Genomic DNA, 13,343 nt, shown 5'->3' on the forward strand with positions numbered 1-13,343 from the left:
TGAAGCAGTCCACGGTGCGCGGGGCGTTGGATAAAACGCCGGGAAAGTAGTAAGTTCGGATTCCCTCTACCCATCAAGGAGCACCTGACTGACATGCTGGCAAGACGTTTCATGTTCGTGGTTCTGGTTGCGATGATGCAACTGCCTGTAACGAATTCGGTGGCTGGCGAGATCACCGCACATCGCTTCGACTCGGCGACCCTGGATCGCGATTACGCATACACGATCTACCTGCCCGATGGCTATGACGACGATGATCTGCACTATCCGGTGTTGTATCTGCTGCATGGATCCGGAGGTGATGAGAACACCTGGGCTGTCAATGGCCGTGTCCATCAGACCCTGGACAACCTGATCGATGCAGGTGACATACCCCCCATGGTTGTCGTCATGCCGGGCAGCCTGTCCTGGTGGGTAGACGGCCACAACGAGAATGCTCGTACGGCGTTCTTCGATGATCTGCTTCCGCATATCGAGCAGACCTGGGCTGTCATTGCGGAGCGCAAGGGTCGCCTGGTGGCAGGTTTGTCCGCCGGAGGCTATGGTGCAGTGAATTTTTCGCTGGAACGGCCGGATCTGTTTGCCGCGGCCTCCGCCTTGAGTCCGGCAGTCTACGTACCGCTGCCCCCGATGAACTCATCGGCTCATCGCGTGGCAACCTACCAGGGCGACGATGGTCAGTTCGATCCGGATCTGTGGGAAAAACTCAACTACACCAATTATCTGGAAGCCTATCGACAGCAGGACCGGGTTGTCCCCATGTACATCAACTCCGGCGATCATGATGTGTTCAACATCGCCTATCACGGGGCTGTTCTGTTCAATACACTGCTCGAGCATCAGCCGGGTCAGGTGGAATTCCGGGTCATGGATGGTGACCATGAATGGCACGTATGGATCAAGGGCCTGCGGGATTCGCTTCCCTTCATGGCGCGTTACATCAGTCGACCAATAGGACGAAATCCCGGCACAGGCGAATGAGGGCATCCTCTGGTGCCAGACGGCCTCCGGCAACGGGGTTGGCCCCTCGATTGCCGGGTCTGCAGAGTAGTGGGGTCGTTACCTGACCCCGGCCGGATCACGCATCAGGTTCGGGATGCCGAGCTGGTCGATCAGGTGTCCTATGTTGTCGGCGTTGAACGGCTTCTCGATGCACTGCGCCGCTCCAGCCTTCATCAGGTGATCGCGCATCTCCGAGCAGAACTCGCTGGACATCATCCAGACTGCCAGGCTCGGGTAACGCTTCTGAGCATGACGCAGCAGCTGTTCGCCGTCGGTGATGTTCGGCATTCTCAGGTCGCTGATCATCACGTCGACCTGGGTGCTGGCCAGAACATCGGCGGCGGCGTCTGGCCCCTTTGCAGTGATGACATCGCATCCCGTACGTTTCAGCACCCTCGTGAAGAGCGATAGCATCATGTCATCATCATCGACCAGACATATGCTGGGTCTGCGCATCGAGCCCTCCTTTACAAGTTCGGACATAATGTTCTCCTGAGAGTGAGATATCGGCAGTAGCCGCAAGTAGATAAAGCTCAATTGTCATGCCGACCTGGTGTTCGATGTAGTCGGTTTGCAGTTACCTGTATATGTCGGGCTTTCTTACCTTGTTACTTAATGCAATCGCAGAAATTGTGACGAAGCCCGGCAAGACGTTATTTCTGTCAGGGCGGGCAGGATGTAAATCATTGAAAATTGGTCGGTTAACGCGATATTCGTCGCAAGCGGCATGACGTTGCCCCGCCGTTGTCATGCTGATGGACAGCATCAGGAAAACATCTGACGATGCACCACCGATTGATTTCGGCACAGCTAGTGCTGCAGCTACGTGCATCTCGAGAAGCAAGTCGTGGCCAGCGCGGATGGACGCTGGCGCGGTTCCGGACCTGACACTGGACGTAAAATGGACCGTTTGAACATTCGACAATCACTGGTGCCGCTATGCGCCTTTGTCCTGCTGCTGGTCATGTCGGTCATGGGCTGGCAGACGTCACGCGACATGCTTGATCAGCGATCATTGGCTCGATTCGAACTGGAAACCGGTTACCTGAACCAGCAGATTCAGTCGCGCTTCGACACCTATGCGCAAGTTCTGCGAGGTGGGGTAGGTCTGTTCAACGGGTCCGTGGCCGTCTCTCGTGACGAATGGCGAAACTATGTCAACGAGCTGGCATTGCCCATCTATTTCCCGGGCATACAGGGAGTGGGGTTCAGTCGATGGATCGGCGGTGCCGAGGAACTGGCATCTCATGAGGCGGCAACAAGGGCAGAAGGATTTCCGGATTACCAGGTAACGCCTGAGGGTGAGCGTGATGTCTACACGGCTGCGGTGTATCTGGAGCCCTTCGATATCCGCAACCGCAAGGCCTTCGGCTACGACATGTATTCTCATGAAACACGCCGTGCCGCGATGGACCGAGCCCGGGATACGGGTCAACCTGCCTTATCGGGAAAAGTGGAGCTCGTGCAGGAAATCACCAGTCGCAAGCAGGCCGGGTTTCTATTGTATCTGCCGGTCTACTCCTCGCAAAGCTCTCCGCAGACGCTGGAATCACGGCGCGAGCAACTGATCGGATTCGTCTACAGCCCGTTCAGAGCCAATGACCTGATGAAAGGCATTCTGCAGAAGGGCCTGTCCACCATCAGCTTCCGGATCTATGACGAATCGCCGTCCGTGGAAAACTCCCTGCTTTATGACGGTGAGAAGGATCTGTCGATCGATCGCCGTGGTGAACCAGCCCAGTTCACGACAACACGATACCTGACGATCGCTGGCAGGCAATGGTCCATTGAGTTTCTGTCCACACCTTCCTTTACCCAGATCGAGGATTCGGCGTTTCCCTGGGCCTTGCTGGCGACAGGTGTTCTTCTCAGTGCGCTGGCAGCGGTCGTCGCCTATATGCTGCTGTCGGCGCGTAACAGAGTGCTGCAGCGCACCTCCGAACTTCGCAAACAGGAAGATCTCAATCTGGTACTGCTGGAGAATCTGGCCGAGAGTGTAGTCTCCTGCGATGCGCAGATGAACATCACCATTTTCAACAAGACGGCCAGAGGCTGGCATTCGGGTGATCTTCGCATCATTCCCAAGGAACGCTGGTCGAGTTACTTCCAGTTTCTGGAGGCGGACGGCATTACACCTCTGGCACTGTCGTCCTGTCCACTGAGTCGTGCCATGAAGGGCGAGTCCATCAGAGACGTGGAGTTCTGTATCGATGCCAGAGGGCAGGAGCGTCGCTATGTGCTTGCCAGTGGTGGCCCCTTGCCTGACCGGGATGGAGAAAAGACCGGGGCTGTCGTATCGATGCGCGATATCACTGAACAGCGCTACGCTCTGGAGAGATTGAAGCGGCAACAGGACTTTCTGCGCGATGTCATCGACAACATTCCGAACCTGATCAGCGCCAGAGACAGGAACGGCCGGTACGTGCTTGCCAATCGAGCCTATTCGGAGAGTCTTTACGGGGTGACACCGGATCAACTGATAGCGGCTGGAGAAACGGTTTTTACCGGTGAACCATTGCAGATCGGTCCTCTGGCCAGTCACGAGCTCAAGGAAAACCTGGAGGTGATTGAAACCGAAGTCCGCTCGGATTCGGTACAGAGAATCTATGATGTGGATGGTGAGCCGCGATGGTTCAGCATCGGCAAGCTCGCCATCGCATCCAACCGCACGACGGACAACATCGTGTTGACCGTCGCGGCAGATATCACGCAATTGAAGATCAGTCAGGATCGCATCAGTCGCATGAATGACGAGCTGGAGAGTCGCGTCAGGGAGCGTACCCGAAGTCTGAAGGAAGTCAACAGAGAGCTGGAGAATGCCAGGCTCGCTGCAGAGGAGGCCAACAGGGCGAAATCCTCGTTTCTGGCCGCCATGAGTCATGAAATACGAACTCCCATGAACGGCGTAGTCGGTATGGTGGAAGTACTGATGTCGGAAACATCCAGCAAGGAGCAGAAGCGCTCGTTGCAGACGGTGCAGGACTCCGCCTTTTCGCTGCTGCGAATCATCGACGACATTCTGGACTTCTCCAAGATCGAAGCCGGCCATTTCGAGATGGAAGAGACCGAAGTCCAGCTGGAGCAGTTGGTCGAGAGTGTGGTCAGTTCGTCCGTGCCGGTGGCCAGAAAAGGCAACGTCATCCTGACTCAATTCATTGATCCGGCCATACCGGACAAGGTGATTGCCGATCCGACTCGCATTCGACAGATTCTGAACAACCTTGTCGGCAATGCGGTGAAGTTCAGTGGTGGCCGGGGTGAGCGTATCGGGCGAGTGAAGGTGTGTGTCGAGTTGTGTCCTGATCAACCCTTGTCTGTGAGGATTTCGATCAGTGACAACGGCGTGGGTATTGCTGCCGATACACTGGAAAACATTTTCGATTCCTTTGTACAGGCGGAATCATCCACTACCCGGCGATTCGGTGGTTCCGGGCTCGGGCTGACCATATGCAAACGCATTGTGGGACTGCTTGGTGGCGAAATCTCCGTGGAAAGTGAATTGGGTCAGGGGTCGACGTTCACGGTAGTGCTGCCATTGCAGCAGTCAGAGGATACCTTGACACTGCAACATGAGGATCTGCACGGCGTCACCTGCCTGGTGATGCAAGCGGATGAGTATGATGCCGAAGACCTTGCGGAGTATCTGCGATACGCGGGCGCCACCGTTCACCAGGTAGGGAGCCTGCCCGACATCAAGGCAATTGCCTCGACCATCGACGAACCGCTGGCATTGTTGCGTTCGGGCATGAAGGGCGCCACGGACAGTCTGTACGTGGAGCCCGATTCAATGGCGGATATTCGTCACGTCCTGCTGGTGAGTGACTCATGTCGTCACCGGGTAGACATACGGCGGGCATCTCTGCTGACCAGTGAGGGCAAGGTCGAGCTGGAAACCGTGGTCGTGGACTACGATGGACTACGACGGGACACACTGCTTGAAGCGGTCACGATTGCTGTCGGCCGGGCATCGCCGGAAATCCTGCAGGCTGATATCGACGAGCCGGAGTCGCGCAAGGTCGACTGTCTCAGCGTCGAGGCTGCACTGGCTGCCGGTCGATTGATACTGGTTGTCGAAGACGACCCGGTAAACCGAATGGTGCTGCGTCGGCAGTTGACCTTGCTGGGTCATACCGCGGAGTTTGTTGACAATGGAGCGGAAGCGCTCGATTTGTGGCGTGAGCGTCATTACGGTCTTGTCTGTACCGATCTGCACATGCCGATCATGGACGGGTATTCGCTGGCTCGCTGTATCCGAACGGAAGAGGCCGAGCAGGGGAGAGCCAGAACGCCGGTTCTGGCGCTCACAGCCAATGCGCTCAATGGCGAAGCGCGACGTGCCGAGCAGGCAGGCGTTGATCATTATCTGACCAAGCCGGTGAAATTGTCCTTGTTGCATGAGTCGCTTGACCGCTTCATTCAGCCAGGCCCTGTTCAAGTCCTGCCAGGGGGCGAGCCTGGTGCGCCCGAAGAGGATGAGTCAACAGTGATGGACATCGATGGCATGACTGCCATCGAGGAGCCTGAAAATCGCGTCGCACATGAGGTATTGCAAGCGGATTCCGATGAGGTACCGGTGTTCGACCCCGGTGCGCTGGTATCGTTGCTGGGTGATGATACAGAGGTCATTGCAGAATGCCTGCAGGAGTACATTGCCTCACTGCGGAACGTGGGTGCGCGCCTCGCCAGTTCGCTGCGTCAGGGAGACTGGCAGTCGGTGGATCAGCTGGCTCACCAGCTCAAGTCGGGCTCTTTGTCTGTCGGTTCGCTGGAAGTGTGGAAGTTGTGCGGAAAGCTGCAGATTGCCTGCAATGATGCGGTCAACCCGCTCAATGCTGACGATGCGGACAGACTGGAGTCGGCGATCGACCGAGCAACGACTGTGATCGGTGAATTCATCGATTCCGCAGCCTGATACGCGCCGGTGCTACAGGTCAGGGATGATCCTTGCCTTGCAAGAACCATCCCCGGTGATGCCGGGGAACAACCGCCTATCGGCGAAAGCCGATGTCCATGGTGAAATAGGCAGGGTTCAGGCTTTTCAGTGGCTCTTGCAATTCCGCCAGTTGATCGGCAGGACCGTGAATCTCCAGTATGTCCAGACTCGCGATCTTCAGCGCTTCCTGCAGCAGGCTGTCGACATTGCCCAGGTGGGCGAGAATTCCCGCCGCACTGGTGTAGGACTCACGACAATGAGCACGTCGTCCGTTGAAGCTGAAACCATAGTTGATGACCTCGGACTCATCCCGGGTGCGTTCCACCATCTGTTCGCCGAGACGCCGGAATTCGTCCATCTTGCCTTCCTGGACAGTGAAATAGGGAACGAGCGAGCAGACGGTATCTTCAAGTGCCATGTGTTTTTCTCCTCTTGGTGGTTGATGCAGGTGCAAGCAGGGAAATTGGACAGTGAACCGTGGTCGAGGTCAATTGGCTTTTCAGCCCATACGGGAAAATACCGTGGCTTGCTGTTCAGATTGGCAGGTCCAGCGTATTCTTGATTTCACTCATCGCGAAGGAGGAATTCATCTGGCCAACTCCGGGCAGACTCAGCAAGTCGTTCTTCAGCAGCCTCTCGTAAGCCTTGATGGATGGTGCCACTACCCTGAGCAGGTAGTCCTGTTCGCCCGACATGGTATAGCACTGCACGATATTGGGATGTACACGAGCACTTTCCTCGAAGGTATCCATGCTGGCTCTGTCATGCTGCTTGAGGCGAATGAAGCAGAAAACGGTAATGGGAAAACCGAGTGCCTCGGCGTTCAGCACCACATGGCGTCCCTTGATCAGCCCGTCGGCTTCAAGGCGTTTGAGGCGGCGCCAGCAGGGCGTATGACTCAAACCGATGCGCTCGCCCAGCTCGGCGACGCTCAGTGTGGGATCGGCTTGCAGGGCTCTCAGCAGTTTCAGATCGGTCGCGTCTGGCATGACATTAGGATAAATGTTTCTGCAATATCGCAGTTATTAGGATGAAATAACATAATAGCACTCGTTGGCGATGAAAATCGCATGGCCTTGTCTGCCGATTTGGGTGCAGACTGGCGTCAATACAAGTTTGGAGAGGATCATGGGCAAATCACACAACCTTGAGGACAAGTACACGGCGGAGACCGGCAGCGTCTTCATGACCGGTACGCAGGCGCTGGTCAGATTGCCAATGGCCCAGATGCGACGCGATCGTGCCGAGGGGCTGAATACGGCAGCATTCGTGACCGGCTATCGAGGCTCCCCATTGGGTGCCTATGATCAGCAGCTGGAACGCGCGAAGTCCCATCTGGAGGCCCTGGATGTCAGGTTCCAGCCGGGCATCAACGAGGACATGGCTGCCACTGCCATCTGGGGGACGCAGCAGGTCCCCTTGTCACGTCAGGCAAATCGCGATGGCGTTGTTGGCTACTGGTACGGCAAGGGGCCCGGTGTGGACCGATGTGGCGATGTGTTCAAGCACGGCAATGCCGCCGGTTCTTCGGCCCATGGTGGAGTGCTCTGTCTGGCGGGTGATGACCATTCGGCCAAGTCGTCCACCTTGCCCCATCAGTCAGATCATGCCTTCATGGCGGCGGTCATGCCCGTGCTGTATCCCTCGTCGATACATGAATTCATCGAAGTCGGCCTGTTCGGCATAGCCATGTCACGCTATTCCGGTTGCTGGGTCGGCTACAAGGTCATTTCGGATACGGTGGAAACCAGCGCGGTGGTGTCGCTGGGGGAAGAGCGCAAGCCGTTCGTGATTCCGGAAGACTTCGAGATGCCAGCCGGCGGACTGAATATCCGCTGGCCGGACCCACCACTGATTCAGGATGATCGCTTGCAGGAGCACAAGGCGTATGCAGCGCTGGCCTTTGCCCGAGCCAACAAGATCGACCAGGTGGTCATGGACAGCCCTGACGCCCGTTTCGGAATCGTGGCCACCGGCAAGGCATTCGAGGATGTGCGACAGGCGCTTACCGAGCTTGGCATCGATGAGGCGGCTGCCCGGGATATCGGCCTGCGACTGTACAAGGTGCGTATGCCATGGCCACTGGAGCCGACTGGCATTCGTGAATTCTCCGAAGGTCTGGAGGAGGTATTGATCATCGAGGAACGGCGCGAGATCATCGAAAACCAGATCAAGCAGCAGCTGTTCAACTGGCGTGCCGATGTCCGTCCTCGCATCGTTGGCAAGTTCGATGAGCAGGATCGACATTTCCTGCCCTTGTCGGTGGCCTTGAGTACGTCAAGAGTGGCGCGTGCCATTGCCAACCGGGTGTTGCGTCTGCCACTGGATGAGTCGTTGAAGAGGCGTATCGAGGAACGTCTTGCCTATCTGCAGCGTCGTGCCGATGAACGCGCTGCCCATGTGGCACCGATCGAACGACAACCCTGGTTCTGTTCGGGCTGTCCGCACAATACCTCCACCAAGGTACCCGAGGGATCCCGTGCCATGGCCGGCATCGGTTGTCATTACATGGTGCAGTGGATGGACAGGGACACCGACACGTTCACACAGATGGGCGGTGAAGGCGTGCCCTGGACCAGCATCAGCCATTACACCAACGAGCGACATCGGTTCGTCAATCTTGGCGACGGTACGTATTTTCACTCCGGGCTGCTGGCGATACGGGCATCGCAGGCCGCTGGTGTGAACATCACCTACAAGATTCTCTACAACGATGCTGTTGCCATGACCGGCGGTCAGACCGTCGATGGCGAGCTATCCGCGCAATTGATCGCCCAGCAGCTGCACGCCGAAGGCGTCTCCCCGATCTATGTGGTCAGCGATGATCCTGAGCAGTTTTCGGCCGGCGAGCTGCCGCCCGGCACTTTGATAAGGCACCGTGACGAGATGGACGCCGTACAGAGGACCCTGCGCGAGCTGCCGGGCTGTAATGCCATTGTCTTTGCGCAGACCTGTGCAGCCGAAAAACGCCGGCGACGCAAACGCGGCCTGATGGTAGACCCGGCGCGGCGCGTGGTGATCAACAGCGATGTCTGCGAAGGCTGTGGTGACTGTTCGGAGCAGTCCAACTGCGTATCCATCGAACCGCTGGAAACGGCCATGGGCCGCAAGCGTCGGATCAACCAGTCGTCGTGCAACAAGGACTTTTCCTGCCTGAAAGGGTTCTGTCCGTCCTTTGTATCGGTTGAAGGCGGTCAGCTTCGCAAGAAGACGAAAGTGCAGGAGGACACGCCTGCCCCGGAGCTGCCCTTGCCGAGTGTTCCGGCGATGTCCGATACGCCATGGAATATCGCGGTGACGGGAGTGGGGGGGACCGGTGTGCTGACGATAGGTGCCTTGCTGGGAATGGCGGCACATATTGATGGCAATGCCTCGATGATTCTGGATATGGCAGGACTGGCGCAGAAGGGCGGTGCCGTGCTGAGTCATGTACGCCTGGCCAGGAAACCGTCCATGGTCACCAGTCCGCATATCGTGGCCGGAGGCGCAGATCTTCTGATAGCCGCCGATGCGGTGGTCGCGGCATCCAAGGATGGCATCGTCTTGTGCAATCCGGAGCGCACGGCCACCGTGCTGAACACCTCCACGGCTCCGGTTGCCAGTTTCGTGAAACATGGGGACATCGATTTCAAGTACAGCGAAGTGGAATCGCGGGTGGCCAGGGATTCGAAATCCAGCGTGCATTTTCATCGCTTCGGTGCGGCTGCGGAAGAACGAATCGGCGATGCCATAGCCACGAATATCATGATGCTCGGCTATGCCTGGCAGAGCGGGCTTGTGCCTATCGGTTTCGAGGCGCTGGACAAGGCCATCGAACTCAACGGGGTTGCCGTGAAGGCAAACCGCGCGGCCTTTCACTGGGGACGTCGCCTGGCGCTGGAACCCTCCCTGTTCAGCGGGAAGGTCGGTCAGGAGGCGGAGTCGACACACAGCGAAGAGCTGCGTGAAGTGGTCACTCTGGACGGGCTTGTTGCCCAGCGCATGCGGCATCTGACAGACTATCAGGATGCGGAACTGGCGCAGCGCTATGAAGAGCGGGTCAATCGATTTCGTCAACGCTGCGAAGAATTGGGTGTGGAGGAGAGGCTGCCACGCATGGTTGCCACCGAATACGCTCGTCTGCTGGCCTACAAGGATGAGTACGAGGTGGCACGTCTGTATTCCCTGCCGTCGTTTCGTGAACAGCTTGAAGATACCTTCGAAGGGGATTACACGATACGCCTGCATCTGGCGCCACCGGTTCTGGGTGGCAAGCCGGTGGATGGCCGACCTCGCAAGCGTGCATTCGGCCCCTGGATCCTGTCCGTGCTGAATCTGCTGCAGAAGGGAAAACGCTTTCGTGGGACTAAGATGGACATCTTCGGACGAACCGAGGAGCGTCGCCTGGAACGGGAGTGGATAAGACGTTATGAGGAGGACATGGATCTTGTACTGCAGCGGCTGGACGGCAGTAATGTCGAGCGCGCCATGCTGTTGCTCAGTGTCCCTTCATCCATACGCGGCTACGGGGTCGTCAAGCAGGAAGCCATGCACAAGGCCGAGTCCATACGCGAGACGGCCTTGTTGAAATTCACATCCGAGGAACAGGCCGCGCAACCCCGCGCGGCCTGATGACAGCTGATTACCTGGAGGATCGAGAACATGTTCGAGAGCGGTATGCGTTTTTCACTGGGCGAGGAAATCGATGCCTTGCGGGAGATGGTTGCCCGGTTTGCGCGTGAGGAGATTGCTCCCCGCGCCGCAGGGATCGATCGTGACAATGAGTTCCCGCAGGATCTGTGGGAAGCCATGGGCGAACTGGGGCTGCATGGCATCACGGTGCCGGAGAGTGATGGTGGGGCCGGCATGGGCTATGTGGCTCATTGCGTGGCCATCGAGGAAATCAGTCGCGCCAGCGCATCGGTAGGGCTGTCCTATGGTGCACATTCGAACCTGTGCATCAACCAGATCAACCGCAATGGTACGGCAGAACAGAAAGCTCGCTATCTGCCCGATCTGATCGCCGGAAAGGTGGTGGGCGCACTGGCCATGTCCGAGCCCGGGTCCGGCTCGGATGTCGTCTCCATGAAGTTGTCTGCCAGGCCCGATGGTGATGACTATGTTCTCAATGGCAACAAGATGTGGATCACCAACGGACCGGATGCCGGAACACTGGTGGTTTATGCCAAGACCGACCCTGATGCCGAGGCGCGTGGCATCACGGCGTTTCTGATCGAGCGGGGCATGCCCGGTTTCTCCACGGCACAGAAGCTCGACAAACTGGGCATGCGCGGCTCCAACACCTGCGAACTGGTGTTCGAGGACTGCCGAGTGCCTGCCGCCAATGTGCTGGGCGGCGTGGGCAAGGGGGTCAATGTACTGATGTCGGGTCTGGACTACGAGCGTGTGGTACTCGCTGCCGGACCGCTTGGCATCATGGCGGCCTGTCTGGATGTGGTGATGCCCTATGTGCATGAACGCAGGCAATTCGGTCAGTCGATTGGCGAATTTCAATTGATGCAGGCCAAGCTGGCAGACATGTATTCCACCAGCAGCGCCTGTCGCGCCTATGTGTACGCGGTGGCAGCGGCCTGTGATCGTGGAGAAACCACGCGCAAGGATGCTGCCGGTTGCATTCTGTACTCTGCGGAGAAGGCCACCTGGTGTGCGTTGGAGGCCATCCAGACGCTGGGCGGCAATGGCTATATCAACGACTATCCGACGGGGCGTCTGCTGCGTGACGCCAAGCTGTATGAGATCGGTGCGGGTACCAGTGAAATTCGCCGTATGCTGATTGGTCGTGAACTGTTCCGGGAGACATCGTGAAACTCGAATCCCGACTGGATGTTCACAGTGACGACTATCGGCAGAACCGGGAGGGCCTGCTGCAAGCGGTTGCCGACATCGATGCGCTGGCCAGCAGAGTCAGCCTGGGAGGTAACGAGCGTGCCCGCGAACGCCATGTCGCCCGCGGCAAGTTGCTGCCCAGAGATCGCATCGCCGCTCTGATCGACCCGGGGTCGGCCTTTCTGGAAATCGGTCTGTTTGCCGCCATTGGGCATTATGATGATGAAGTACCCAGCGCCGGTGTCATTGCAGGGGTGGCACCTGTCTGTGGGCAGGATTGCATGATCATCTGCAATGATGCAACCGTGAAGGGGGGAACCTATTACCCCTTGACCGTGAAGAAGCATCTGCGGGCTCAGGCAATTGCCGAGCAGAACCACTTGCCCTGCATCTATCTGGTGGACAGTGGCGGTGCCAATCTTCCCAATCAGGATGAGGTGTTTCCCGACAGGGAACATTTCGGCCGTATCTTCTTCAACCAGGCATCCATGTCGGCCAAGGGTATTGCACAGATTGCCGTGGTGATGGGCTCCTGTACGGCCGGTGGTGCCTATGTGCCTGCGATGTCGGATCAGACCATCATCGTGCGTGAGCAGGGCACCATCTTTCTGGCCGGTCCACCGCTGGTCAAGGCGGCCACTGGAGAGGTGGTCAGTGCCGAGGAACTCGGTGGCGGTGATACACACACACGCCTGTCCGGGGTTGCGGATCACCTGGCCGATGATGACCATCACGCGCTGCAACTGGCTCGTGACTGCATTGCCTCACTGAATCAGCTCAAGCCGACAACCGTGCGGCTGAGGCCCGTCATGGAGCCCGTCTATGACAAGCAGGAATTGCTGGGCATTGTGCCGGTCGATTCACGCAAGGCCTTCGGTGTACATGAGGTGATTGCCCGACTGGTTGATGGGTCGGAGTTCGATGCCTTCAAACCACGCTACGGCAGTTCCCTGGTGACGGGCTTTGCCCATCTGCACGGCATGCCCGTCGGTATTCTGGCCAACAACGGCGTGCTGTTCTCTGACAGTGCACTGAAGGGGGCGCATTTTGTCGAGCTGTGTTGCCAGCGCAGGATTCCGTTGATCTTTCTGCAGAATATCACCGGCTTCATGGTCGGTCAGGCTGCCGAGGCCGGCGGGATCGCCAAGGATGGTGCCAAGCTGGTCATGGCGGTGAGCAACGCTGCGGTGCCCAAGATGACGGTCATCATCGGGGGGTCCTATGGCGCCGGTAACTACGGGATGTGTGGTCGTGCCTACGACCCGCGATTCCTGTGGATGTGGCCAAACGCCCGCATCAGTGTCATGGGCGGTGAACAGGCGGCGGACGTGCTGGCCAGTGTGCGTGAAGCCGGTATCGTCAGACAGGGTCAACCCTTCGGCGAGGCCGAGCGAGAAGCGTTCCGGCGACCGTTCGTCGAGCAGTTCGACGCACAGTCCCGGCCACTCTATGCCTCTTCCCGATTGTGGGACGATGGTGTCATCGATCCACGCGATACCCGCGATGTACTGGGTTTGAGCCTGTCCATCAGTCTCAATGCTCCCATACCCGAAACGCGCTTCGGCGTATTCAGGATGTAGAC

At 57.9% G+C, this 13,343-nt stretch carries 8 protein-coding genes; 5 read left to right on the top strand and 3 right to left on the bottom strand.

Annotated elements, in window-relative coordinates; all coding sequences use genetic code 11:
- Window positions 1-93 precede the first annotated feature (93 nt).
- Window positions 94-981, top strand: a complete 888-nt coding sequence (locus tag ACUNV4_RS06130) for an alpha/beta hydrolase (protein WP_430877620.1) — start codon at window positions 94-96, stop codon at window positions 979-981.
- 78 nt (window positions 982-1,059) lie between these two features.
- Here the strand turns inward: ACUNV4_RS06130 and ACUNV4_RS06135 are convergent, their stop codons facing one another.
- Window positions 1,060-1,485, bottom strand: a complete 426-nt coding sequence (locus ACUNV4_RS06135) for a response regulator (RefSeq protein WP_430877621.1) — start codon at window positions 1,483-1,485, stop codon at window positions 1,060-1,062.
- 418 nt (window positions 1,486-1,903) lie between these two features.
- Between ACUNV4_RS06135 and ACUNV4_RS06140 the strand changes: the two genes are divergently transcribed.
- On the top strand, window positions 1,904-5,914 hold the full coding sequence (locus ACUNV4_RS06140; RefSeq protein WP_430877622.1) for a CHASE domain-containing protein: 4,011 nt from the start codon (window positions 1,904-1,906) through the stop codon (window positions 5,912-5,914).
- 76 nt (window positions 5,915-5,990) lie between these two features.
- Here ACUNV4_RS06140 and ACUNV4_RS06145 read toward each other — a convergent pair whose 3' ends face one another.
- Together ACUNV4_RS06145 and ACUNV4_RS06150 are read right to left on the bottom strand one after the other, a co-directional pair.
- The gene (locus ACUNV4_RS06145; protein ID WP_430877623.1) at window positions 5,991-6,353 is read right to left on the bottom strand and encodes a putative quinol monooxygenase; all 363 of its coding nucleotides are present in this window, start codon (window positions 6,351-6,353) and stop codon (window positions 5,991-5,993) included.
- Between the two features lie 115 nt (window positions 6,354-6,468).
- Entirely contained in the window at window positions 6,469-6,924 is a 456-nt protein-coding gene (locus ACUNV4_RS06150) for an Lrp/AsnC family transcriptional regulator (protein ID WP_430877624.1), read from the bottom strand.
- 139 nt (window positions 6,925-7,063) lie between these two features.
- Here ACUNV4_RS06150 and ACUNV4_RS06155 point away from each other — a divergent pair, with 139 nt between their 5' ends.
- From ACUNV4_RS06155 to ACUNV4_RS06165, 3 genes are read left to right on the top strand one after another with little or no spacing between them, the layout of a single operon-like run.
- The gene (locus tag ACUNV4_RS06155) at window positions 7,064-10,546 is read left to right on the top strand and encodes an indolepyruvate ferredoxin oxidoreductase family protein (RefSeq protein WP_430877625.1); all 3,483 of its coding nucleotides are present in this window, start codon (window positions 7,064-7,066) and stop codon (window positions 10,544-10,546) included.
- 30 nt (window positions 10,547-10,576) lie between these two features.
- A complete protein-coding gene (locus ACUNV4_RS06160) occupies window positions 10,577-11,740 on the top strand; it encodes an isovaleryl-CoA dehydrogenase (protein WP_430877626.1) in 1,164 nt (387 codons plus the stop codon).
- Window positions 11,734-13,341 carry a carboxyl transferase domain-containing protein gene (locus tag ACUNV4_RS06165; RefSeq protein WP_430878293.1) on the top strand — a complete coding sequence of 536 codons (1,608 nt, stop codon included), beginning with the start codon at window positions 11,734-11,736 and terminating at the stop codon, window positions 13,339-13,341. Before ACUNV4_RS06160 ends, ACUNV4_RS06165 begins: the two co-directional genes overlap by 7 nt.
- Window positions 13,342-13,343: the final 2 nt, after the last annotated feature.

This window comes from Granulosicoccus sp. 3-233, from assembly GCF_052681095.1.